24 protein-coding genes and 1 pseudogene are annotated in these 21,987 nt (G+C 60.9%); 20 read left to right on the top strand and 5 right to left on the bottom strand.

The genetic code is table 11. The features are described from left to right. Window positions 1–51 precede the first annotated feature (51 nt). The 8 genes from H8F22_RS05705 to H8F22_RS05670 all read left to right on the top strand — a co-directional run bounded on the left by H8F22_RS05705 (window position 52) and on the right by H8F22_RS05670 (window position 7,799). Window positions 52–2,292 carry a chemotaxis protein CheA gene (locus tag H8F22_RS05705; RefSeq protein WP_194939828.1) on the top strand — a complete coding sequence of 747 codons (2,241 nt, stop codon included), beginning with the start codon at window positions 52–54 and terminating at the stop codon, window positions 2,290–2,292. A 49-nt stretch (window positions 2,293–2,341) separates the two neighbouring features. Further along, a complete protein-coding gene (locus H8F22_RS05700) occupies window positions 2,342–3,481 on the top strand; it encodes a protein-glutamate methylesterase/protein-glutamine glutaminase (RefSeq protein ID WP_027922373.1) in 1,140 nt (379 codons plus the stop codon). Further along, complete coding sequence (locus H8F22_RS05695) at window positions 3,481–4,221, top strand: flagellar motor protein (protein WP_027922374.1); 741 nt, start codon at window positions 3,481–3,483, stop codon at window positions 4,219–4,221. Before H8F22_RS05700 ends, H8F22_RS05695 begins: the two co-directional genes overlap by 1 nt. 15 nt (window positions 4,222–4,236) lie before the next feature. Further along, window positions 4,237–5,127 carry a flagellar motor protein MotD gene (gene motD / locus H8F22_RS05690; protein WP_027922375.1) on the top strand — a complete coding sequence of 297 codons (891 nt, stop codon included), beginning with the start codon at window positions 4,237–4,239 and terminating at the stop codon, window positions 5,125–5,127. 43 nt (window positions 5,128–5,170) lie between these two features. Continuing rightward, complete coding sequence (locus H8F22_RS05685; protein WP_027922376.1) at window positions 5,171–5,959, top strand: ParA family protein; 789 nt, start codon at window positions 5,171–5,173, stop codon at window positions 5,957–5,959. Window positions 5,960–5,986: 27 nt separating this feature from the next. Next, window positions 5,987–6,847, top strand: coding sequence for a CheW domain-containing protein (locus tag H8F22_RS05680; protein WP_027922377.1), 861 nt, complete (start codon window positions 5,987–5,989; stop codon window positions 6,845–6,847). 73 nt (window positions 6,848–6,920) lie between these two features. Beyond that, a complete protein-coding gene (locus H8F22_RS05675; RefSeq protein WP_027922378.1) occupies window positions 6,921–7,406 on the top strand; it encodes a chemotaxis protein CheW in 486 nt (161 codons plus the stop codon). Beyond that, a complete protein-coding gene (locus tag H8F22_RS05670; protein WP_027922379.1) occupies window positions 7,407–7,799 on the top strand; it encodes a DUF2802 domain-containing protein in 393 nt (130 codons plus the stop codon). It abuts the gene before it with no gap. 194 nt (window positions 7,800–7,993) lie between these two features. On the opposite strand, the gene H8F22_RS05665 is transcribed toward H8F22_RS05670, so the two are convergent. Then, window positions 7,994–8,323 (bottom strand): EscU/YscU/HrcU family type III secretion system export apparatus switch protein, encoded by a 330-nt coding sequence (locus tag H8F22_RS05665; RefSeq protein WP_027922380.1) that lies wholly within the window; start codon window positions 8,321–8,323, stop codon window positions 7,994–7,996. After that, the gene (gene fliK, locus H8F22_RS05660; RefSeq protein ID WP_027922381.1) at window positions 8,320–9,906 is read right to left on the bottom strand and encodes a flagellar hook-length control protein FliK; all 1,587 of its coding nucleotides are present in this window, start codon (window positions 9,904–9,906) and stop codon (window positions 8,320–8,322) included. Before fliK ends, H8F22_RS05665 begins: the two co-directional genes overlap by 4 nt. A 197-nt stretch (window positions 9,907–10,103) precedes the next feature. On the opposite strand from fliK, the gene ccmA reads away from it, so the two are divergent. From ccmA to H8F22_RS05610, 10 genes are all read left to right on the top strand, one after another. Then, window positions 10,104–10,739, top strand: a complete 636-nt coding sequence (gene ccmA, locus H8F22_RS05655; RefSeq protein ID WP_027922382.1) for a cytochrome c biogenesis heme-transporting ATPase CcmA — start codon at window positions 10,104–10,106, stop codon at window positions 10,737–10,739. After that, complete coding sequence (gene ccmB / locus H8F22_RS05650) at window positions 10,736–11,404, top strand: heme exporter protein CcmB (protein WP_007946758.1); 669 nt, start codon at window positions 10,736–10,738, stop codon at window positions 11,402–11,404. The genes ccmA and ccmB overlap by 4 nt, the downstream gene beginning before the upstream one ends. Window positions 11,405–11,476: 72 nt before the next feature. Beyond that, a complete protein-coding gene (locus H8F22_RS05645; protein WP_007946756.1) occupies window positions 11,477–12,232 on the top strand; it encodes a heme ABC transporter permease in 756 nt (251 codons plus the stop codon). Further along, window positions 12,229–12,405, top strand: coding sequence for a heme exporter protein CcmD (ccmD, locus tag H8F22_RS05640; RefSeq protein WP_027922383.1), 177 nt, complete (start codon window positions 12,229–12,231; stop codon window positions 12,403–12,405). Before H8F22_RS05645 ends, ccmD begins: the two co-directional genes overlap by 4 nt. Further along, entirely contained in the window at window positions 12,402–12,857 is a 456-nt protein-coding gene (ccmE, locus tag H8F22_RS05635; RefSeq protein ID WP_027922384.1) for a cytochrome c maturation protein CcmE, read from the top strand. Before ccmD ends, ccmE begins: the two co-directional genes overlap by 4 nt. Before the next feature lie 3 nt (window positions 12,858–12,860). Continuing rightward, window positions 12,861–14,849, top strand: coding sequence for a heme lyase CcmF/NrfE family subunit (locus tag H8F22_RS05630; RefSeq protein WP_194939827.1), 1,989 nt, complete (start codon window positions 12,861–12,863; stop codon window positions 14,847–14,849). After that, entirely contained in the window at window positions 14,846–15,382 is a 537-nt protein-coding gene (locus tag H8F22_RS05625; RefSeq protein WP_059181373.1) for a DsbE family thiol:disulfide interchange protein, read from the top strand. The genes H8F22_RS05630 and H8F22_RS05625 overlap by 4 nt, the downstream gene beginning before the upstream one ends. After that, window positions 15,379–15,849, top strand: coding sequence for a cytochrome c-type biogenesis protein (locus H8F22_RS05620; RefSeq protein WP_059181372.1), 471 nt, complete (start codon window positions 15,379–15,381; stop codon window positions 15,847–15,849). Before H8F22_RS05625 ends, H8F22_RS05620 begins: the two co-directional genes overlap by 4 nt. Next, entirely contained in the window at window positions 15,846–17,048 is a 1,203-nt protein-coding gene (gene ccmI, locus H8F22_RS05615) for a c-type cytochrome biogenesis protein CcmI (protein ID WP_027922388.1), read from the top strand. Before H8F22_RS05620 ends, ccmI begins: the two co-directional genes overlap by 4 nt. 14 nt (window positions 17,049–17,062) lie before the next feature. Continuing rightward, window positions 17,063–17,467: a hypothetical protein gene (locus tag H8F22_RS05610; RefSeq protein ID WP_027922389.1), complete on the top strand. Its 405-nt coding sequence runs from the start codon at window positions 17,063–17,065 to the stop codon at window positions 17,465–17,467. A gap of 47 nt (window positions 17,468–17,514) precedes the next feature. Here the strand turns inward: H8F22_RS05610 and H8F22_RS05605 are convergent, their stop codons facing one another. Further along, window positions 17,515–18,402 carry a LysR family transcriptional regulator gene (locus H8F22_RS05605; RefSeq protein ID WP_027922390.1) on the bottom strand — a complete coding sequence of 296 codons (888 nt, stop codon included), beginning with the start codon at window positions 18,400–18,402 and terminating at the stop codon, window positions 17,515–17,517. Window positions 18,403–18,550: 148 nt separating this feature from the next. Continuing rightward, window positions 18,551–19,270 carry an SDR family oxidoreductase gene (locus H8F22_RS05600; RefSeq protein ID WP_194939826.1) on the bottom strand — a complete coding sequence of 240 codons (720 nt, stop codon included), beginning with the start codon at window positions 19,268–19,270 and terminating at the stop codon, window positions 18,551–18,553. A gap of 284 nt (window positions 19,271–19,554) precedes the next feature. Between H8F22_RS05600 and H8F22_RS05595 the strand changes: the two are divergent. Further along, window positions 19,555–19,803 (top strand): annotated as a pseudogene (locus H8F22_RS05595) (type II toxin-antitoxin system HicB family antitoxin); the annotation flags it as partial. 98 nt (window positions 19,804–19,901) lie between these two features. On the opposite strand, the gene H8F22_RS05590 reads toward H8F22_RS05595, so the two are convergent. Then, on the bottom strand, window positions 19,902–21,107 hold the full coding sequence (locus tag H8F22_RS05590) for an MFS transporter (RefSeq protein WP_027922392.1): 1,206 nt from the start codon (window positions 21,105–21,107) through the stop codon (window positions 19,902–19,904). Window positions 21,108–21,344: 237 nt separating this feature from the next. Here H8F22_RS05590 and H8F22_RS05585 point away from each other — a divergent pair, with 237 nt between their 5' ends. Then, window positions 21,345–21,974 (top strand): DUF5666 domain-containing protein, encoded by a 630-nt coding sequence (locus H8F22_RS05585; protein WP_172825914.1) that lies wholly within the window; start codon window positions 21,345–21,347, stop codon window positions 21,972–21,974. The last annotated feature ends 13 nt before the right edge of the window (window positions 21,975–21,987 follow it).

Raw genomic sequence — 21,987 nt, 5'->3', positions numbered from 1 at the left:
TTCAGCATTCTAGGTTTTTTAGGTTTTTAGACCTGTAGGAGCACCCCCTTAATGAGCTTCGGCGCCGATGAAGAGATCCTTCAGGATTTCCTGGTTGAGGCCGGCGAGATTCTAGAGCAACTGTCCGAACAACTGGTCGAGCTGGAAAGCCGACCGGATGATGCGGACTTGCTCAATGCAATTTTTCGCGGTTTTCACACTGTAAAAGGGGGCGCCGGCTTCCTCCAGCTCAACGAGCTGGTGGAGTGCTGCCACATCGCCGAAAACGTGTTCGACATCCTGCGCAAGGGTGAGCGTCGCGTCGATTCGGAACTGATGGACGTGGTCCTCGAAGCGCTGGACGCGGTGAACAGCATGTTCGGCGAGGTCCGCGAGCGCAGCCCGGTTACGGCGGCGACACCTGAATTGCTGGAGGCCCTGGCCCGTCTGGCCGAGCCGCAAACGGCAGATGAAGCTGCTCCGGTTGCTCACGTGGCTGAAGCACCTGCCGCCGAAAGCGAATCGGGCGACATCACCGATAACGAATTCGAACAACTGCTGGACTCGCTGAACGCCGTCAAGGCTCAGGCCGAAGCGCCAGTGGCTGCAGCACCAACGCCTGTCAGCGATGCTACTGCCAGCGACGAAATCACCGATGCCGAGTTCGAGTCGTTGCTCGATCAATTGCACGGCAAAGGCCAGTTCGCCGTTGATGCCGTGGCCCCTGCGCCAGCCGCACCGGCTGCGCCAAAAGCGGCGGGCGACAGCTCCGACATTACCGACGACGAATTTGAAGCACTGCTCGACCAGTTGCACGGCAAAGGCAACTTTGCGGTGGATGCGCTGGAGTCGGCCATTGCTTCGGTACCGACTACACCTGCGCCAACTGCGGCGGCGGTGGGTGGGGATCTGATCTCCGATCACGAGTTCGAATCGCTGCTCGACGAATTGCACGGTAAAGGCAAGTTCACCGATGTGGCGACAGGCACTGTCGTCACTGCCCCGGCGCCCGCTGCCAAGGCAGCGGCACCGGTGGCCAAGGCACCAGAACCGAAAGCCGAGGCACCGAAACCGGCTGCCGCTGCTGCACCGGCCCCGGCCCGTGCTCCGGCTGCGCCGCCACCGGAAAAACCGGCGAGCGAAGCCGAGACCACCGTGCGGGTCGATACCGCGCGTCTCGACGAAATCATGAACATGGTCGGCGAACTGGTACTGGTGCGTAACCGCCTGGTTCGCCTGGGTGCCAACAGTGCCGACGAAGCCATGTCCAAGGCGGTGTCGAACCTCGACGTGGTCACGGCTGACCTGCAAACCGCGGTCATGAAGACCCGGATGCAACCGATCAAGAAAGTCTTCGGGCGCTTCCCGCGCCTGGTTCGCGACCTGGCTCGCCAGCTCAAGAAAGAGATCAACCTGGAACTGGTCGGCGAAGAAACCGACCTCGACAAGAACCTCGTCGAGGCCCTGGCCGACCCGCTGGTCCACTTGGTGCGCAACGCGGTCGACCACGGCATCGAGTCGCCGGAAGAACGCGAAGCCTCGGGCAAGTCCCGTGGCGGTCGAGTCGTACTTGCGGCGGAACAGGAAGGTGACCACATCCTGCTGTCGATCTCCGATGACGGCAAAGGCATGGACCCGCACGTCCTGCGTTCCATCGCGGTAAAACGCGGTGTGATGGACAAGGATGCGGCGGATCGCTTGAGCGACACCGAGTGCTACAACCTGATTTTCGCGCCAGGGTTCTCGACCAAGACCGAGATCTCCGACGTGTCGGGTCGTGGCGTGGGCATGGACGTGGTGAAAACCAAGATTTCCCAGCTCAACGGTTCGATCAACATCTACTCGACCAAGGGCCAGGGCTCGAAGATCGTCATCAAGGTCCCGCTGACCCTGGCGATCATGCCGACGCTGATGGTCATGCTCGGCAACCAGGCGTTTGCATTCCCGCTGGTGAACGTCAACGAGATCTTCCACCTCGACCTGTCGACCACCAACGTGGTGGATGGTCAGGAAGTGGTGATCGTGCGCGACAAGGCGCTGCCACTGTTTTACCTCAAGCGCTGGCTGGTCAGCTCCGCCGCTCACGAAGAGCAGCGCGAAGGCCATGTGGTGATCCTTTCGGTGGGCACGCAGCGGATCGGCTTTGTCGTCGATCAGTTGGTGGGCCAGGAAGAAGTGGTCATCAAGCCATTGGGCAAAATGCTCCAGGGAACCCCGGGCATGTCGGGCGCCACCATCACCGGTGACGGCCGCATTGCGCTGATTCTCGATGTTCCGAGCATGCTCAAGCGTTACGCCACGCGGCGTATTTGATTCTGGTGGAGCGGGGCGACTGAGCCTCGCTCCGTCTAACGGAGTGTTTATGGCAGTCAAAGTCCTGGTGGTGGACGATTCGGGGTTTTTCCGCCGCCGCGTCTCGGAAATTCTTTCAGCGGATTCGAATATCCAGGTCGTCGGCACGGCGACCAACGGAAAAGAGGCGATCGATCAGGCCCTGGCCCTCAAGCCGGACGTGATCACAATGGACTACGAAATGCCCATGATGGACGGCATCACGGCCGTGCGGCACATCATGCAGCGCTGCCCGACGCCGGTGTTGATGTTCTCCTCGCTGACCCACGAAGGCGCCCGGGTCACCCTCGATGCGCTGGATGCCGGCGCCGTGGATTTCCTGCCGAAGAATTTCGAAGACATCTCCCGTAACCCGGAGAAGGTCAAGCAACTGCTGTGCGAAAAGATCCTGAGCATTTCGCGCAGTAACCGTCGCGCCAATACCTACAGTGCTCCGGCCCCGGTCGCCGCGCCTGCTCCAACTCCTGCGCCTGCAAGCGCCAGCAGTTACGGCAGCCATGCACCGTCGCGTCCGGCGCCGGCGCCGATTCCGGCACGCACCCATGCGCCTGTGTCGTCCGGCCCATCGTCGCCTGCACCAAAACGCAAAGCCTACAAACTGGTGGCCATCGGCACGTCCACGGGCGGTCCGGTAGCGCTGCAACGGGTCCTGACCCAGTTGCCGGCCAACTTCCCGGCGCCGCTGGTATTGATCCAGCACATGCCGGCGGCGTTCACCAAGGCCTTCGCCGAACGCCTGGACAAGCTCTGCCGGATCAGCGTCAAGGAAGCCGAGGATGGCGACATCCTGCGTCCTGGCCTGGCGTTGCTGGCACCGGGTGGCAAGCAAATGATGATCGATGGCCGTGGCGCGGTGAAAATCCTGCCGGGCGACGAGCGTCTGAATTACAAACCAAGCGTGGACATCACCTTCGGTTCTGCTGCCAAGTCCTACGGTGACAAAGTTCTGGCGGTCGTGCTGACCGGCATGGGCGCCGACGGTCGTGAAGGGGCTCGCCTGCTCAAACAGAGCGGCAGCGCGATCTGGGCTCAGGATGAAGCCAGTTGCGTGATCTACGGCATGCCGATGGCCATCGTCAAAGCCGATCTCGCCGATGCGATCTACGGGTTGGAAGATATTGGCAAGCACCTGGTCGAGGCGTGTATCTGATGGATGTTTTAAGCCTGATTGGCATCATCATGGCGTTCGTCGCCATCATTGGCGGCAATTACCTTGAAGGAGGCCACCTTGGCGCGCTGGCCAACGGCCCGGCAGCCCTGATCGTATTGGGTGGCACCATCGGCGCAGCCTTGTTGCAATCGCCGATGAGCGCCTTCAAGCGCGCCATGCAAATCCTTGGCTGGATTCTGTTTCCGCCGCGCGTTGACCTGGCCGGTGGCATTGATCGCGTGGTGAACTGGAGCCTGACCGCCCGCAAGGAAGGCCTGCTCGGCCTGGAAGGGGTGGCCGATGCCGAACCTGACAGCTACTCGCGCAAAGGCCTGCAACTGCTGGTTGACGGTGCCGAACCGGAAGCGATTCGCAGCATCCTGGAAGTGGATTTCTACACCCAGGAAAGCCGCGACATCGAGGCCGCCAAAGTCTTTGAAAGCATGGGCGGCTACGCGCCGACCATCGGGATTATCGGGGCAGTGATGGGCCTGATCCATGTCATGGGCAACCTGGCCGATCCGACCCAACTGGGCAGCGGCATTGCCGTGGCCTTCGTCGCGACCATCTACGGTGTGGCCAGTGCCAACCTGGTGTTGCTGCCGATTGCCTCCAAGCTCAAGTCCGTGGCCTTGCGTCAGTCGCGTTATCGCGAAATGTTGCTGGAAGGGATCCTGTCGATCGCTGAAGGTGAAAACCCTCGCTCTATTGAGTTGAAGCTTCAGGGCTTCATGGATTGATGGGAGACATGGACCATGGCACGTCGTCGCCAACCTGAAGAACATGTGAACCACGAACGCTGGCTCGTTTCCTATGCCGACTTCATCACGTTGCTGTTCGCGTTCTTCGTGGTCATGTACTCGATCTCTTCGATCAACGAAGGCAAGTACAAAGTCATCTCGCAAGCGTTGATCGGGGTCTTCACCGACGCCGATCGTTCGCTCAAACCGATTCCGGTCGGTGAAGAGCGGCCGATGACCGTGACGCCGGCAAAACCGTTGGTGAAAGACAGCGAGCAGGTCGATGCCGGGGTTGCCGGTTCCAACGACCCGCTGAAAAGTATCGCCGATGACATCAGTGCCGCGTTTGGTGACCTGATCAGCTCCAACCAGATGACCGTGCGTGGCAACGAGTTGTGGGTCGAGATCGAACTCAATTCCAGCCTGTTGTTTGGCAGCGGCGATGCCATGCCCAGCGACATCGCGTTCAACATCATCGACAAGGTCGCCGGGATTCTGAAGCCATTCGACAACCCGATCCACGTCGAAGGTTTTACGGACGATCAACCGATTCGCACCGCGCAGTACCCGACCAACTGGGAGCTGTCCTCGGCCCGTTCCGCGAGCATCGTGCGCATGCTGGCGATGCAGGGTGTGAACCCCAGCCGCCTGGCGTCCGTGGGCTACGGCGAGTTCCAGCCGGTGGCCAACAACGCCACTGCCGAAGGCCGCGCACGCAACCGTCGTGTGGTGCTGGTGGTGTCGCGCAATCTCGATGTGCGCCGCAGCCTGACCGGCACCGGTACCGCTCATGCACAACCGGACGCCGCGTTGAAGCGTGCTGGCACACAAACTGCACCGACCCCGGTCAAGTCGCCGGTACGAGAGAGCGCCGTCAATTCTCCGTCACCCGTATTAACACGCTGAGCTATTTCTCGGTCGACCCAGTCGGCCGGGCGGAACCCTTCGAATGAGAGTCTGGGCAGTTGCCAATCAAAAGGGTGGTGTTGGTAAAACCACTTCCTCTATCGCTTTAGCCGGTTTGCTGGCCGAGGCGGGCAAGCGCGTGGTTGTGGTCGATCTCGACCCGCACGGCTCCATGACCAGTTACTTCGGCTACGACCCCGACACCCTGGAACACAGCAGCTACGACTTGTTCCTGCACAAGGGCAGCGTGCCGCAAGGCTTGCCCGGTCAGTTGCTGTTGCCCACCAGCCACGAAAGCATTTCCCTGTTGCCCTCCAGCACCGCGCTGGCCACCCTTGAGCGTCAGTCGCCGGGGCAGAGTGGTTTGGGCCTGGTGATTGCCAAGAGCCTGGCGCAGTTGTGGCAGGACTTCGATTATGCGGTGATCGACAGTCCGCCGTTGCTCGGCGTGCTGATGGTCAATGCCTTGGCGGCGAGCCAGCAATTGGTGATCCCGGTGCAGACCGAGCATCTGGCCGTCAAAGGCCTGGAGCGCATGGTCAACACCCTGGCGATGATCAATCGCTCACGCAAACAGGCGCTGCCGTTCACCATCATCCCGACCTTGTTCGACCGCCGCACGCAGGCTTCCCTCGGGACTCTGCGGGTGCTGCGCGACCTGTACCCGGAAGAAATCTGGCAAGGCTACATTCCGGTCGACACGCGTCTGCGTGACGCAAGCCGGGCCGGGCTCACGCCTTCGCAGTTCGACGGCAAGAGCCGCGGCGTTCTGGCTTACCGCGCGCTGCTCAAGCATTTGCTGGCGCAGCAATCCGTTGCGCAGGTGGCGTGAGATGAACCTTCCTTGCGTGGTGCTTAAATGAATCGGCCGGTGAAAATCACCTCTCGCCCGCAACTGGCGCTCCAGAGCTATCTGGACAGCTTGCTGCAGGACGCGACCGAGGAGCTGGCGCCCGTCATCGAAGCGCCCGTCGAAGTGATCGAGCCTGAAAGCACCCTCGACGAGTTTCAGTTGGCGGTGCTCGAAGAGCAGGCGCGTGATGCCGCGGTGGTTGTGGCCCCTGTCGTTGCGCCAGTCGTGAAGGCGCCAGCACCTGTCATGGAAGCACCGGCACCGATCCTCGCGCCGGTATCGACCATCGCACCGCTGCTGCAAACGCTGGTGCCGCCGGTTGTCGAAGTTCATCTCCCGCCGAGCAACACGCCGCCTCCGGTCGAAACTGACGGGCGTCCATCGTGGGCCGCCGAGCCCTTCGAATGCCTGTTGTTCGATGTCGCCGGCCTGACGCTGGCGGTGCCGCTGGTGTGCCTCGGTTCGATATATTCGTTGGCTGGTCACGAGCTGACGCCGCTGTTCGGTCAGCCGGAGTGGTTCCTCGGGATTCTCCCGAGCCAGGCCGGCAACCTGAAAGTCCTCGATACCGCGCGTTGGGTCATGCCCGACCGCTACCGCGATGACTTCCGCCAGGGCCTGCAATACGTCATTTCGGTCCAGGGTTATGAGTGGGGGCTGGCCGTGCATCAGGTCAGCCGCTCGTTGCGCCTGGACCCCAACGAAATCAAATGGCGCAGCCACCGGGGTCAACGACCTTGGCTGGCGGGCACCGTGATTGAACACATGTGTGCCTTGCTCGACGTTTCCGCACTGGCCGAGCTGATCGCCAGTGGCGGGGCAAAGCACATGAGCAGCATCAAGAAACCGGCTCACAAACCGACATAACAAACACGCATCGGCAGTCACTGCCGATGCACAGAACACACACCGCCAGGGCGGTTTTTCGAGGGGTCAGGGTATGAATGATAAGGCGACGGCTGCAAAGGGTTCCGAAGATCCGATCCTGCAATGGGTAACCTTCAAGCTGGACAACGAAACCTACGGCATCAACGTGATGCGCGTTCAGGAAGTCCTGCGCTACACCGAAATCGCCCCGGTACCGGGTGCTCCGAGCTACGTGCTGGGCATCATCAACCTGCGCGGTAACGTGGTTACTGTAATCGACACCCGTCAGCGTTTCGGCCTGATGAATGCCGAGATCAGCGACAACACCCGTATCGTCATCATTGAAGCCGACAAGCAAGTAGTCGGGATCATGGTCGACAGCGTGGCCGAAGTGGTTTACCTGCGTCAGTCGGAAATCGAAACCGCGCCAAACGTCGGTAACGAAGAATCCGCCAAGTTCATCCAAGGCGTATGCAACAAGAACAACGAACTGCTGATCCTGGTCGAGCTGGACAAGATGATGAGCGAAGAAGAATGGTCGGACCTGGAGAGCATCTGATTGATTCTTGAGGTAGCGGTCATTGTCCTGTTCCTTTTCTGGGCAGGCACGCTGGCGATGTTTCTGGCGTACATACGCGGTCAACGATTGATCGCCGCGCAACAGGCTCAGGGCGATGCGCTGCGGGATCAGCGCATCAAGGACCTGGCCAAACGCGTGGACGACTACCAGCGCGGCAACGTGCGCATGGGTGAAGACCTGCACGAGCTGCGCGCGGTGGTCGGCCCGCTGCCGGACAAACTGGCGCAACTGGAACAGCGCGACCCGTCGAGCCTGTCGTTTGCCCAGGCGGCGCGACTGGTCGGGATGGGCGCTACGGTGGATGAACTCACGCAGTCCTGCGGCTTGACCCAGGCTGAGGCGGAGTTGATGCGCAAGCTTCACAAGAACTGATTTTTGCAACTCGGCTGAAATTGCTTTCGCGAGCTTGCTCGCGATGGCGGTGCGTCAGTCACCGTAGATTTGAAAGTGCCGCCCTCATCGCGGGCAAGCCTCGCTCCCACAGGTATTGCGGTCGCGCACAAAGTATGTGAACGCCGCCGAACCCTGTGCGAGCCGGGCTTGCCCGCGATGGCGTCCTTGAAGCCTCAGTAATTGTCACCGCGTTCGGTGATGTCCTTCTCCAGCATGACCGCATCGGGATCATGCCCCGCCGGAAACTTGCCCTTCAGGTTCCATGCAAACGCAATAATCTCGGCAATCGTGCGGTACAACTCCTCCGGAATACTCTCGCCCAGCTCCATCCGCGCCAGCAGCTTTACCAGCTCGGCGTTTTCGTAGATCGGCACTTCGTAGTCGCGAGCGATCCGCAAAATCTCTTCCGCCAGCGCTTCGTCACCCTTGGCCGTGAGGGTAGGGGCGTGGCTGCCGTCGTATTTGAGGGCGATGGCCTGGCGTGGGGCGTTGGGGGTTTTCATGCGGTTTCGTCGACCCAGCGTTGTTCAAGACGGGTTTGCGGGCCTTGTGGCGGTTTGCCGAGGTGGCAATCCAGATCGCCGACGTTCAGTCCCGACGCCAGCAGGCGTTCGCGCAGCCCGGCCAGGTTGCTTTCGATCAGGCTCGCGGTGTACGGGCGTTCGGCCCAGAGTTGGCTGGACAGGCTGCCCTTGATCAGCTGCGCCTGAATCTGCAACGGGCCTAGCGGTTCCATGTCGAACGCCAGGTCGACGCGCCACAGTGGCTGCTTGGGCTCGCGTTCGTCGCGACGTTCGTGCGGCTGTTCTTTCTCTGGGGCTTCTTCGCGCTGGAACTTGACCTGCAATGGCACGATGTCCTGCAGGTTGCGCATGGGGATTTCCAGCTGCCAGGTGCTGACCAGCCGCCCATCATCCGTCAGACCGGTTTGTTCCAGGCTCGACAGTTGATGGCTTTGCAGGCGCGAAACCGCCGCCGCTGCCAAACGCAGCAAGTGCTCCAGATCACCTTCACCGTCCTGGCTTTGCAGCAGGCGCTCGGGCAGCGGGAAACTGGTCGGCAGCGGTTTGGCGCTGACCTGGCCGAGCATGCCGAGGGCGCTGCGCACGAAACTCGGCATCGCCTGCACCAATGTGTTGGCGGCGATCAGTGCGTTGAGGTTGGTGTTGGCCGGCAGCCCCGGTGTCAGTTGTGCGATCAGCTTGAGCAAATCGCCCTTCATGTCTGGAGCCAGCGTCGGATTCTGTCCGGTCAGCAATTTCGCTTCGAGGAACAGGCCGCTGTTGGCCAACGCTTGAGCAAGACCCTTTGGCGTGCTCAATTGCTGAACGTCCGGGAGGCCAGCGAGGAGTCTTTCCACGGCAACACGCAGGTCGTTGGAAGTCGGATCCGACGACGGTGGAGGCAACGGCAGGTTTTGCAGGACTTTGATCAAGCCATCCAGCGAGCCTTGGCGGCTTTGTTGGCTGACCAGTTGCTGGGTCACCGCCAATTGTTCCTGGCGGCTGCTCAGCGGGACGAATTTCAGCGTCTGGGTGTCTTGCACCATGGCGCTCAACAACGTGCCGATGCGCAGCGGCGTCGGGCTGTCGATACTCAAGGTGCTCCCGCTCAGCACGGTGTTTAACAAGCTCACCATCGAGCGAAACACCGTCGGTTGCCCTGGCACCTGCGGCAGCACCTGCGAGGTCAGTACTTTGCCTTGCAGCAAGGTGCCGACCGGCAGTTGCGCGGTGTCGATGCGGGTAAGGGTGGCAATGCTGGAAGCGATGGCCTGTTGCACAGTGATTGCCAGATTGCTCGCCGACGGCTGCGTGATCGCCAGGCTGGTGCCTTGAGGCAGCGGCTGGGTGCTGGTGGCCTGCACCGTGGTCTGGCGACCGCTGTCGAGGGTGACTTTGAGCAACAGTTGAAAAGTCTGATCCGTCTGCTTGAGTGACAGCACTTCAGCCTTGGCGGTCTGCCCGACGTCGATCAGGCCCTCCATTGGCTTTAGCAACTGCAGCAGGTCGCCACTCATCACCAGCGGCCGCGAAGTCGCGGGCGTGGTCTGGGGTAGCGGGAGGATGTTCATTTCGCCTGTCATACGCGGTCACAACCTGAGGAAATTGCACTCTTTAGAGTAGGGCATGGCATGTATAATGCCGCCCGTCTTTCGGGGAGTGGCGAAAACATTGCAATTGTTTGACGCAGCTCTCTAGAACAGACCGCCAATGCATCTATGCTGCATCTCTTTAGCGGCCGCTTTGCCGCCGACTTGAACCGCAAAAGGCCCGTGATCCCTTGACCAGCCCAGTCCTGCAAACCGTTGCCCTCGCTTGTGAGCGAGACCTTCGGCTGCTCTTCGAAAATCTCGATTTGAGACTGGCCAGTGGCGAAATGGTGCAAATCAGCGGCCCCAACGGCAGTGGCAAGACCAGCCTGTTGCGTCTGCTGTGCGGGCTGATGCAGCCGACCGCCGGTCAGGTGCTGCTCAACGGCCAGCCGCTCAATGAGCAACGTCTTGAGCTGGCGCGCAACCTGCTGTGGATCGGTCATGCCGCCGGCATCAAGGAACTGCTGACCCCCGAGGAAAACCTCAGCTGGCTTTGCGCCTTGCATCATCCGGCGTCCCATGAGGCCATCTGGCAAGCCTTGGCGGCTGTCGGACTGCGCGGTTTCGAGGATGTTCCCTGCCACACCCTGTCTGCTGGCCAGCATCGTCGCGTGGCGTTGGCGCGGTTGTACCTGGACAGCCCGCCGCTGTGGATTCTCGATGAACCGTTCACCGCGCTCGATAAACAAGGCGTGGCGCAACTCGAAGAACACCTGGCCGCGCACTGCGAGCGGGGCGGCATGGTCGTGTTGACCACGCACCACACGCTGACCCGGATGCCGGCCGGCTATCGCGACATTGACCTGGGGAATTGGGCCGTATGAGTGTTTTCGGCCTGTTGGTCGCCCGTGAGGCCCGTTTATTGTTCCGCCGTCCTGCGGAACTGGCTAATCCGCTGGTGTTCTTCGCTATCGTCGTGGCGCTGTTCCCGCTGGCGGTCGGCCCCGAGGCTCAATTGTTGCAAACCTTGTCTCCGGGACTGGTCTGGGTGGCAGCGCTTTTATCGGTTCTGCTCTCGCTGGACGGGCTTTTCCGCAGTGATTTCGAAGACGGTTCCCTCGAACAGTGGGTCCTTTCGTCGCACCCCCTGCCTCTTCTGGTTTTGGCCAAGGTACTGGCACACTGGGCCTTCTCAGGCCTGGCACTGGTTTTGCTCGCGCCACTGCTGGCGTTGATGCTCGGTTTACCTGCCGCTTGTCTGCCGGTGTTGCTGCTTTCCTTATTGCTGGGTACACCGGTGCTGAGCCTGCTCGGTGCGGTGGGCGCAGCCCTGACGGTCGGATTGAAGCGCGGTGGCCTGTTGTTGGCACTGCTGATTCTACCGCTGTACATCCCGGTGTTGATTCTCGGCAGTGGCGCCTTGCAGGCAGCCTTGCAGGGCATGCCGGCGACCGGTTATCTCTTGTGGCTTGGTAGCCTGACCGCCCTGGCGATAACCCTGACACCTTTTGCAATAGCTGCTGGCCTGAAGATCAGCGTCGGCGAATAATGAGGTCTGGTTAAAATTTAATCAGTAAAGACCCAGCCCTTCACAGCGAAGGGCAACCGTGATGGAAACAGTATGAACTGGACGTGGTTTCACAAGCTCGGCTCGCCCAAATGGTTTTACGGCATCAGCGGCAAACTGCTGCCCTGGCTGAGCGTCGCGGCGTTGCTGCTGATCGGTGTCGGTGTCGTTTGGGGCCTGGCCTTCGCGCCGCCCGACTACCAGCAAGGCAACAGCTTTCGCATCATCTATATCCATGTTCCGGCCGCCATGCTGGCGCAGTCCTGCTATGTGATGCTGGCCGTGTGTGGCATTGTCGGGCTGGTCTGGAAGATGAAACTGGCCGACGTCGCCCTGCAATGCGCGGCGCCCATCGGGGCCTGGATGACCGCTGTGGCGCTGGTCACCGGCGCGATCTGGGGCAAACCGACCTGGGGTTCGTGGTGGGTCTGGGATGCGCGACTGACGTCCATGCTGATCCTGCTGTTTCTGTACTTCGGTCTTATTGCACTGGGCAACGCCATCAGTAATCGTGACAGCGCCGCGAAGGCCTGTGCGGTGTTGGCGATTGTCGGCGTGATCAACATTCCGATCATCAAGTACTCGGTGGAGTGGTGGAACACCCTGCACCAGGGCGCGACCTTCACCCTCACCGAAAAACCGGCGATGCCGGCCGAGATGTGGCTGCCATTGCTGCTGACGGTGCTGGGTTTTTACTGTTTCTTCGGCGCGGTCCTGTTGCTGCGCATGCGCCTTGAAGTGCTCAAGCGCGAAGCGCGGGCCAGCTGGGTCAAGGCCGAAGTACAAAACAGCCTGGAGGCCGCTCGATGAGTTTTGCTTCATTCGGCGACTTCCTCGCCATGGGCCATCATGCCCTGTATGTCTGGTCCGCCTATGGCATCTGCCTGGCAGTGCTGGTCCTCAACGTGGCGGCGCCGATCCTGGCCCGCAAGCGGTATCTGCAACAAGAGGCGCGTCGTCTGCGCCGGGAGAACGGCAAGTGAATCCGCTGCGCAAAAAGCGTCTTATCATCATTCTCGCGATCCTGGTGGGTGTCGGCGCTGCCGTCGGCCTGGCCCTGAGCGCCTTGCAGCAGAACATCAATCTGTTTTACACCCCGACCCAGATCGCTAACGGCGAAGCGCCGCAAGACACGCGTATTCGGGCGGGCGGCATGGTCGAGAAAGGTTCGTTGCAACGTTCCGGCGATTCGCTGGACGTCAAATTCGTCGTCACCGATTTCAACAAATCCGTGACCATCACCTATCGCGGCATTCTTCCGGACCTGTTCCGTGAAGGGCAGGGCATCGTTGCCCTGGGCAAAATCAACGCCGACGGCGTGGTGGTGGCCGACGAAGTGCTGGCCAAGCACGACGAAAAATACATGCCGCCGGAAGTGACCAAAGCCCTGAAAGACAGCGGCCAGTCGGCACCCACACAAGCCAAAGAGGGTTAATTGATGACATCCGGAATCTTTATCCCTGAGCTTGGCCACCTGGCCATGATCCTGGCGCTGTGTTTCGCGCTGGTTCAGGCCGTGGTGCCATTGCTCGGTGCCTGGCGCGGTGATCGACTGTGGATGAGCCTGGCTCAGCCAGCCGCCTGGGGTCAGTTCACTTTCCTGGTGTTCGCTTTTGGTTGCCTGACCTACGCGTTCATAACCGACGACTTCTCGGTCGCCTACGTCGCGAGCAACTCCAACAGTGCCTTGCCTTGGTACTACAAATTCAGCGCAGTCTGGGGGGCACACGAAGGGTCATTGCTGTTGTGGGCGTTGATCCTCGGTGGCTGGACCTTCGCGGTATCGGTGTTCTCCCGGCAGTTGCCGCGGGACATGCTGGCCCGCGTGCTGGCGGTGATGGGCATGATCAGCACCGGTTTCCTGCTGTTCCTGATCCTCACGTCTAACCCGTTCAAGCGCATCCTGCCGCAAGTGCCCAGCGATGGCGCCGACCTCAATCCGTTGCTGCAAGACATCGGCCTGATCGTTCACCCGCCGATGCTGTACATGGGTTACGTCGGTTTCTCCGTGGCTTTCGCCTTCGCCATCGCGGCGCTGATGGGCGGTCGCCTTGATGCGGCGTGGGCGCGCTGGTCGCGTCCGTGGACCATCGTCGCCTGGGCTTTCCTTGGTATCGGCATCACCCTCGGTTCGTGGTGGGCGTATTACGAACTCGGCTGGGGCGGCTGGTGGTTCTGGGACCCGGTGGAAAACGCCTCTTTCATGCCTTGGCTGGTCGGTACGGCGCTGATTCACTCGTTGGCCGTCACGGAAAAACGTGGCGTGTTCAAGAGCTGGACCGTGTTGCTGGCCATCGCCGCATTCTCGCTGAGCTTGCTCGGTACGTTCCTCGTGCGTTCCGGCGTGCTGACGTCGGTTCACGCGTTTGCGTCCGACCCTGAGCGCGGTGTGTTCATCCTGATTTTCCTGCTGTTCGTGGTCGGCGGTTCGCTGACGCTGTTCGCCCTGCGCGCGCCGGTGGTCAAGAGCCAGGTCGGCTTCAACCTCTGGTCCCGGGAAACCCTGCTGCTGGGTAACAACCTGGTGTTGGTGGTGGCGGCTTCGATGATCCTGCTCGGCACCTTGTACCCGCTGATTCTCGATGCTATGACCGGCGCCAAACTGTCGGTCGGCCCGCCGTACTTCAATGCGCTGTTCATTCCGTTGATGGCGTTGCTGATGGTGGTGATGGCAGTCGGCATGCTGGTGCGCTGGAAAGACACCCCAGTCAAATGGCTGATGAGCATGCTGACCCCGGTACTGCTCGGCAGTGCTGCGCTGGCGGTTGTGGCCGGCGTCGCTTATGGCGATTTCAACTGGGCGGTGATTGCAACCTTCATGCTGGCAGCGTGGGTATTGCTCGCCGGTGTCCGGGATATCCTCGACAAGACTCGCCACAAAGGCCTGATCAAAGGCCTGCCGACCCTGACCCGCAGTTATTGGGGCATGCAGATCGCTCACCTGGGCATTGCCGTGTGTGCGCTGGGCGTCGTGTTGTCGAGCCAGAACAGTGCCGAGCGCGACTTGCGCCTGGCGCCGGGCGAGTCCATGGACCTGGCCGGTTATCACTTCGTGTTCGAAGGCGCCAAGCACTTCGAAGGCCCGAACTTCACCTCCGACAAGGGCACCGTTCGGGTGATCCGCGATGGCAAGGAAGTCAGCGTGCTGCACCCGGAAAAACGCCTGTACACCGTGCAGAACTCGGTGATGACCGAAGCCGGAATCGACGCCGGTTTCACCCGTGACCTCTACGTCGCCCTCGGCGAACCGCTGGGCGATGGCGCCTGGGCTGTGCGCGTTCACGTCAAACCGTTCGTGCGCTGGATCTGGTTCGGCGGTCTGCTGACTGGCTTCGGCGGGTTGCTGGCGGCGCTGGATCGGCGTTATCGGGTCAAGGTGAAAAGCCGGGTGCGTGAAGCACTGGGCATGACGGGAGCGACTGCATGAGACGTTGGTTGATGCTGTTGCCACTGATGATTTTTCTGGTGGTGGCTGTTTTCCTGTATCGCGGGTTGTACCTCGACCCGGCCGAGTTGCCTTCGGCGATGATCAACAAACCGTTCCCGGCGTTTTCCCTGCCAAGCGTGCAGGGCGACAAAACCCTGACCAAGGCTGACATCGTGGGCAAACCGGCACTGGTCAACGTCTGGGGTACCTGGTGCATTTCCTGCCGGGTCGAGCACCCGGTGCTGAACAAACTGGCCCAGCAGGGCGTGGTGATTTACGGCATCAACTACAAGGACGTCAACGCCGACGCCTTGAAGTGGCTCGTGGAGTTCCACAACCCGTATCAACTGGACATCCGTGACGACGCCGGCACCCTGGGCCTGAACCTCGGTGTGTATGGCGCGCCGGAAACCTTTTTCATCGACGCCAAGGGCATCATCCGCGACAAGTTCGTCGGTGTGATCGACGAGCAGGTCTGGCGTGAAAAACTGGCTGCCAAGTATCAGGCGCTGGTCGATGAGGCCAAGCCATGAAGCGCTGGATAGCAGCGACGGTACTGGGCTTGAGCATGGCCGGCGTGGCCCACGCCGCCATCGATACCTACGAGTTCGCCAAAGAAGGTGATCGCGAGCGTTTTCGCGAGCTGACCAAGGAACTGCGTTGCCCCAAGTGCCAGAATCAGGACATCGCCGATTCCAATGCACCGATTGCCGCCGACCTGCGCAAAGAGATTTTCCGCATGCTCGGCGAGGGCAAGGACAACCAGCAGATCATCGACTTCATGGTCGACCGCTACGGTGACTTCGTCCGCTACAAACCGGCTCTCAACGCCAAGACTGCACTGCTCTGGTTCGGCCCGGCCGGCCTCCTGCTGGGCGGTTTCGTGATTATCGCCGTGATCGTCCGCCGTCGTCGCGTGCAACGCGCCGAAACCCCGGACGCGCTTTCTGCCGAGGAGCGTGAGCGCCTCGACCACCTGTTGGATAAAAACCAAGAATGATTGATTTCTGGCTCGCTGCAGGTCTGCTGCTTCTGGTTGCCCTGAGTTTTCTGTTGATCCCGGTTTTGCGCGGTCGTCGTGCTCAACTTGAAGAGGATCGTACCGCCCTGAACGTTGCGCTGTACCAAGAGCGCGTGGCTGAGTTGCAGACTCAGCAGGAAGAGGGTGTGCTCGACGCCGGGCAAATGGACGCCGGCCGCGCCGAAGCGGCCCGTGAGCTACTCGCCGATACCGAAGGCGTTGCAGCGCCTCGCGTGGGTCGCCTGGGCAAGCCGTTGCCGTTGTTGGCGGCAGTGCTGGTTCCGGTGCTCGGTCTTGGCTTGTACCTGCATTTCGGTGCCAGCGACAAAGTCGAACTGACCCGCGAATTTTCCCAGGCACCGCAGTCGATGGAAGAGATGACCCGTCGCCTGGAACGCGCCGTCGCCGCTCAGCCGGAATCGGCTGAAGGCTTGTATTTCCTTGGTCGCACCTACATGGCCCAGGACCGTCCTGGCGATGCAGCGAAGATCTTTGAGCGCACGGTGAACCTGGCCGGGCGTCAACCGGAACTGCTCGGCCAATGGGCGCAGGCCCAATACTTTGCCGATGGCAAGAAGTGGTCGGACAAGATTCAGGCCCTGACTGATGAAGCGCTGAAAGCCGATCCAAAAGAAGTCACCAGCCTTGGACTGCTTGGCATCGCAGCTTTCGAAGCCCAGCGTTATCAGGACGCTATCGACTATTGGAATCGCCTGCTGGCGCAACTGCCGCCCGAGGACAGCTCCCGCGCCGCCCTGCAAGGTGGTATCAGCCGGGCCACCGAGAAGCTGGAAGCCAGCGGCGGCAAGGTTGTCCAGGCACCTGCGGCGAAGGCGGCAGCGTTGCTGAAAGTCACCGTAGACCTGGCGCCAGCGCTCAAAGCCAAGGTCCAGCCGGGTGACACTGTCTTCATCTTCGCCCGCGCCACCTCAGGTCCACCTGCGCCGTTGGCGGCCAAACGCCTGACCGTGGCCGACTTGCCGGTGACTGTCGAACTGGGTGATGCCGACGCAATGATGCCGCAGTTGAAACTGTCGAACTTCCCTGAAGTCCAACTGGTTGCGCGCGTCTCCCGTGCCGGCCAACCGACTGCCGGTGAATGGGTCGGTCGCAGCCAGCCTCTGGCCAGCAGCACCACCGCGACGCAGACACTGACCATCGACAGCCCGGACAAATAACAGGAAGCACCGCCATGACCGCTATTGCTCGTATCACCCTGCTCAGTCTGGTTTTGGGGTTAAGTGCATGTGCGGTCCAGCGGCCAGAGCCCACGACACCACCACCGATCCCGCCATCGCAGCCAAGGCCGACACCGTCCACGACACCCTCGCCGGGCAAACCGGGCATCCCCGCCAAGCCGGCCAAACCGATGCCGCGCACCTCCGCCAGCTTCGCACCGCCACCGGGTGGTAATAGCCATTGGGACGCCAAGCTTGGCGTCTATGTGCTGGAGGATCAGACCAACACCTTCTACCGCCAGCGCACCTACTACCGCTGGAACAACGGCTGGAGCCGTTCGGTCAGCCCCGACGGGCCTTGGGAAGACACGGATATCCATGGCGTTCCGGGCGGGTTGGGACGGCAATTCGGGCAGTAAATGAAAACGGCGATCTGAGGATCGCCGTTTTGCCGCTTGAGTCCTGTTCAGGTTCTATTCACCAACAACCCCTGCACATACTCCACAAACGCCCGAGCCTTCGCGCTGGCCATTCTTCCGGTGGGAAACACCGCCCACAAATCCTGGTTCGGCAGGGTCCAGTCTGTCATCACTTCCCTGACGGCACCGCTGGCCAGCTCCGGAGCAAACATCCATTCGGAGGCCATGGTCAATCCCAGATGGGCGAGGACCGCTTCACGCAAACCTTCCGCGGCGCTGACGCGAATTCGGCCATTGATGATCACGGATTGTTCTTCGCTCGCGTTGCGAAATTGCCAGTTGGCGCCGCCGCCCAAGGCGTAGACCACTGCCTGGTGTTTGCACAGGTCAGCCGGGCAGGTGGGTTCGCCGTGTTTGTCGAAGTAAGCCGGTGTGCCGAGTACAACACGTCGGCATTCGGCGATCTTGCGGGCGGTGAGGCCGGAGTCGCTCAGGGCGCCCATGCGCAGTGCGACGTCGACGCCTTCTTCGACCAGATTGAGGTTACGGTCGTCGAGCAGCAGGTCGATGTTCAGGTCTGGATTCTGATCGAGGAACGGCCCGAGGTGCGGCACGATATGGATTCGGCCGAAGGTCACGGCGGCGCAAATGCGCAGGTTGCCGGTCAGCCCGCTGGCGGCACCGCGCGCGGCGTTGTCGGCCTCGTCAACTTCTTCGATGGCACGTTTGGCGCGTTCGAAAAAGGCCAGGCCGGCCTCGGTGGGCGTCAGGCCTCGGGTCGAACGCAACAACAGTCGCACGGCCAGGCGTGATTCGAGTTGCGCAATGGCTTTCGACACGGCGGGCTGGCCGATATTCAGGCGCCGGGCGGCGGCGGAAAACGAGCCGGTTTCCACGACGTAGACGAAGGTTTCCATTGCGGCGAGGCGGTCCATTCGAAACCCTTGTGCAGTCTGATGCCTTTAGGAAATCCCCTGTAGGAGTGAGCCTGCTCGCGATGGCGGCCTGACATTCAACAACGATGTTGGCTGTCAGGACCTCATCGTGAGCAGGCTCACTCCTATAGGGGGGTTGTATTGTTGGTTAGAACGCGGCTTTGCCGATGGAGGAGCCGCCATCGACAAACAGCGTTTGCCCGGTGATAAACCCGCTCTGCTCGGACAGCAAAAACGCGATCGCCGCCGCAATCTCCTGCGGCTGCCCCAAACGGCCCATCGGCACGCCCGCCAGATACCGCGCTTCACCCTCACTGCCCGGTGGATTGTTGGTGCGGAACAATTCGGTTTCAGTCGGCCCCGGTGCCACGGCATTCACTGTCACGCCAGTTTTCGCCAGCTCCAGCGCCCACGATCGCGTGAAGCTGATCAGCGCCGCTTTCGCCGCCGCATACGCCGTGCGTTGGGTGATCCCCAGCACGGTCAAACTGGAAATATTCACCACCCGACCCCAGCCCTTGGCACGCATATTCGGCAGCAGTGCCTGGGTGGCCTGCAACGCCGAATGGAGGTTGACCCGCATCACATCGTCGAACGTATCCAGATCGATCTCGCCCAACACCTGCGGGCGTACCAGACCGACGTTGTTCACCAGCCCATCAAACTCGTACGTCCTGGCCAGATCCGCCAGGACTTCCTGAGTCAGCGCCCGGTCGCTCAAATCCAGTGGAAACAGAATGCCGGGGAACGTCAGGTCAGGGGGTCGTGCGATCCCGACCACCCGGTGCCCGGCGCGATCCAGATGCTCGGCCACCGCGCGACCGATGCCTTTGCTGGCGCCTGTGATGAGAAAAGTACGACGGGTCATTTCACACTCCTTGAAAAGAACCTGCCGCCGGGGCGGGCGGCAGTGAAAGGGGCAGCCGCGAATCGCATCCAGCATCGCTTCAGGCTCAGGACGCTGAGTGTAATCCGGGTTGACCTCGGCGTAACGACTCACACCATCCTGATCGATCACATAATCGTGCCGGCATCGACACTCTTGGGGGAATGAGTGAGCTCACATCCTGAAAAACAACGTGAACAGACCCTGTCCGGATTCTATGGTCCAGTGACCCTTGATTAAGGTGATGTTTTGCGGGAGGAACGCCTGTGCACCATCCCATCATTATCGAGTGGGGAGACGAGAGAACGGCAATCGGTATTCAAATACCTGACATCCCTGGCGCGGTGACCGCCGGGGATACGTTTGAGGAGGCATACAACGCTGCTGTCGAAGTCGCACGGATCCTGCTGCAAAAAATGGTGGAGGAGGGGTTTATTGTTCCAACACCAACGTCAGTAAGCACGCATCGGGACAATCCGGAATTCGCAGGCAGGGGATGGGGAATGTTGAACGTTTGAATCAGGCGATTGCCATCACATCGCATCGCGAGCAGGCTCACTCCCACAGGTTGGGCGATTACCTGTGGGAGCGAGCTCGCGAGGGTTTAAAAAGCTTAAGCCGTCGCCAGCGAAGCCTTCTGCGAAGCACTCAAAAACCGCAGCAACGCCAACAGCGGAAACGTACTCCCCACAATCACGATCCACAACCAGCCGCCGTGTTCATACACTGCACTGGCCACCGACGAACCAAACGCGCCGCCGATGAAGATGCTGGTCATGTACAGCGCGTTCAAGCGACTGCGGCTTTTGGCGTCGAGGGCGTAGACCGCGCGTTGGCCGAGGACCATGTTCATCTGAACGCAGAAGTCGAGTACCACGCCGGTCACGGCCAGGCCTATGACGCTGTAGAGCGGATGGATGAACGCCGGCAGGAAGCTCAGGCTGGCGAATATCAGGGCCAGCAAAGACGCGATGCGGGTGTGACCGGCATCAGCCAGGCGACCGGCGATGGGCGCGGCGATGGCGCCGATGGCACCGACCAGGGCGAAGATCGCGATCTGGGTTTGCGACAGGCCATGATTGCGGGCGAGTTCCAGCGGCACGGCGGTCCAGAACAGGCTGAACGTGGCGAACATGCAGCCCTGATAAAACGCCCGCTGACGCAAGACCGGTTGTTGGCGCAACAGTGTCCACAGCGACCCCAGCAACTGCCCGTAAGAAGCACTGTGATCAGGCTGGCGCTTGGGAATGGTCAGCGCGAGCACGATGCTGATCGCCGCCATCAACGCGGCCGCAATCATGAACATCGCGCGCCAGCCGAAGTGGTCAGCCACCACGCTGGACACCGGTCGTGCCAGCAGAATACCCAGCAGCAAACCGCCCATGATTCCGCCGACCACCCGGCCGCGAGATTCTTCCGGCGCAAGATGCGCGGCCAGTGGAATCAGGATCTGCACCGATACTGAACTGAAGCCCACCAGCAACGAGATCAGCAAAAACACATTGGGCTGATCGGTGAACGCAGCGCCCAGCAAACTGGCAATCGCCACCACGGTGGTGATGATCATCAATCTACGGTTCTCCAGCAGATCGCCCAGCGGCACCAGGAAGAACAACCCCAGCGCGTAGCCAATTTGCGTCAACGAAACGATGAAGCTGGCCATGGTGCTGGTCAGGCCGATGTCCGGCGCGATCAGGCCAATGATCGGCTGGGCATAGTAAATATTGGCGACGATGGCGCCGCAGCAGAAGGCGAAGAGCAGCACCATGCCTTTGGTCATTGTCGCGGCACCGTGGGGCGCCTGGGTCGTTGGATTCATAACGGGTCTCGCTGGACAAAAGGGAATGCGCGAAGGCTAAGCGGCAAGCCCAAACGGCGGAAGAGAGGTTGAAGTGATAGTAATCATTCCATTGCGGAATGAGTGACGCTGGCCATGTGCTGTTTGCCGATGCACCTTGCGTCCCAAAAATGTGAGGTCCGATGATACATTCACTTACATCCTGTTCGATAGCGTGCTTATGTTCTCTCTCACGTTTCATAACCGGAAGGCACTGCCATGAATGCGATGATTCGCCACCTGATTCGCGGCGCTTCAGCCCTGACACTGATGACCTTGTTGACCACTGGCCTGGCCGCGGCCGCCGACGCGCCGGGTTTGCGCATCGGTGTTCGCGGCGAGATCACCGGGGTCAGCTCCGACGCCTTGAACGTCCACGCCAACAGCGGTGAAAACGTGGTCATCCACCTGACCAACGACACCAAAATCCGCGCCGTCACTTTGGCTAACATCGAAGACATCAAACCCGGCAGCTACATCGGCTCGGCGGCGATTCCTCAGGAAGATGGGACCCTCAAGGCGCTGGAAGTCCACGTCTTCCCGCCGGAACTGGCCGGCAGTGGCGACGGGCATCGGCCTTTCGACCTGGTCAAGGGCAGCAGCATGACCAATGGCAGCGTCGGTGATCTGGTGGTCAGCAATGGCCGGGTGTTGACGGTTAACTACAAGGGCGGGCAGCAGAAAATCCTGGTGCCGATGGACGTGCCGATTGTGAATCTGGTGCCGGGGGATCGCAGTTTGCTGAAGGTGGGGGTGAAGATCGTGACGTTTGTGACGCAGAGTGCGGACGGGACGCTGACGGCGCAATCGATCTCGGCGGGCAAGGATGGCGTGACACCACCAATGTGAAGGCAAGTCCCAA

The sequence above is a fragment of the Pseudomonas mucoides genome, from assembly GCF_015461845.1.
GTDB lineage: Bacteria > Pseudomonadota > Gammaproteobacteria > Pseudomonadales > Pseudomonadaceae > Aquipseudomonas > Aquipseudomonas mucoides.
The sequence above is the reverse complement of the archived record's forward strand: the minus strand, read 5'-3'. Positions and strand labels throughout refer to the sequence as shown.

Bases quoted from the DNA above. Each gene is read 5' to 3' on its own strand.
- H8F22_RS05705 (WP_194939828.1), top strand. From the start codon at position 52: ATGAGCTTCGGCGCCGATGAAGAGATCCTTCAGGATTTCCTGGTTGAG.
- H8F22_RS05700 (WP_027922373.1), top strand. From the start codon at position 2,342: ATGGCAGTCAAAGTCCTGGTGGTGGACGATTCGGGGTTTTTCCGCCGC.
- H8F22_RS05695 (WP_027922374.1), top strand. From the start codon at position 3,481: ATGGATGTTTTAAGCCTGATTGGCATCATCATGGCGTTCGTCGCCATC.
- motD (WP_027922375.1), top strand. From the start codon at position 4,237: ATGGCACGTCGTCGCCAACCTGAAGAACATGTGAACCACGAACGCTGG.
- H8F22_RS05685 (WP_027922376.1), top strand. From the start codon at position 5,171: ATGAGAGTCTGGGCAGTTGCCAATCAAAAGGGTGGTGTTGGTAAAACC.
- H8F22_RS05680 (WP_027922377.1), top strand. From the start codon at position 5,987: ATGAATCGGCCGGTGAAAATCACCTCTCGCCCGCAACTGGCGCTCCAG.
- H8F22_RS05675 (WP_027922378.1), top strand. From the start codon at position 6,921: ATGAATGATAAGGCGACGGCTGCAAAGGGTTCCGAAGATCCGATCCTG.
- H8F22_RS05665 (WP_027922380.1), bottom strand. From the start codon at position 8,323: ATGAAAACCCCCAACGCCCCACGCCAGGCCATCGCCCTCAAATACGAC.
- fliK (WP_027922381.1), bottom strand. From the start codon at position 9,906: ATGACAGGCGAAATGAACATCCTCCCGCTACCCCAGACCACGCCCGCG.
- ccmB (WP_007946758.1), top strand. From the start codon at position 10,736: ATGAGTGTTTTCGGCCTGTTGGTCGCCCGTGAGGCCCGTTTATTGTTC.
- H8F22_RS05645 (WP_007946756.1), top strand. From the start codon at position 11,477: ATGAACTGGACGTGGTTTCACAAGCTCGGCTCGCCCAAATGGTTTTAC.
- ccmD (WP_027922383.1), top strand. From the start codon at position 12,229: ATGAGTTTTGCTTCATTCGGCGACTTCCTCGCCATGGGCCATCATGCC.
- H8F22_RS05630 (WP_194939827.1), top strand. From the start codon at position 12,861: ATGACATCCGGAATCTTTATCCCTGAGCTTGGCCACCTGGCCATGATC.
- H8F22_RS05625 (WP_059181373.1), top strand. From the start codon at position 14,846: ATGAGACGTTGGTTGATGCTGTTGCCACTGATGATTTTTCTGGTGGTG.
- H8F22_RS05620 (WP_059181372.1), top strand. From the start codon at position 15,379: ATGAAGCGCTGGATAGCAGCGACGGTACTGGGCTTGAGCATGGCCGGC.
- ccmI (WP_027922388.1), top strand. From the start codon at position 15,846: ATGATTGATTTCTGGCTCGCTGCAGGTCTGCTGCTTCTGGTTGCCCTG.
- H8F22_RS05610 (WP_027922389.1), top strand. From the start codon at position 17,063: ATGACCGCTATTGCTCGTATCACCCTGCTCAGTCTGGTTTTGGGGTTA.
- H8F22_RS05605 (WP_027922390.1), bottom strand. From the start codon at position 18,402: ATGGACCGCCTCGCCGCAATGGAAACCTTCGTCTACGTCGTGGAAACC.
- H8F22_RS05600 (WP_194939826.1), bottom strand. From the start codon at position 19,270: ATGACCCGTCGTACTTTTCTCATCACAGGCGCCAGCAAAGGCATCGGT.
- H8F22_RS05590 (WP_027922392.1), bottom strand. From the start codon at position 21,107: ATGAATCCAACGACCCAGGCGCCCCACGGTGCCGCGACAATGACCAAA.
- H8F22_RS05585 (WP_172825914.1), top strand. From the start codon at position 21,345: ATGAATGCGATGATTCGCCACCTGATTCGCGGCGCTTCAGCCCTGACA.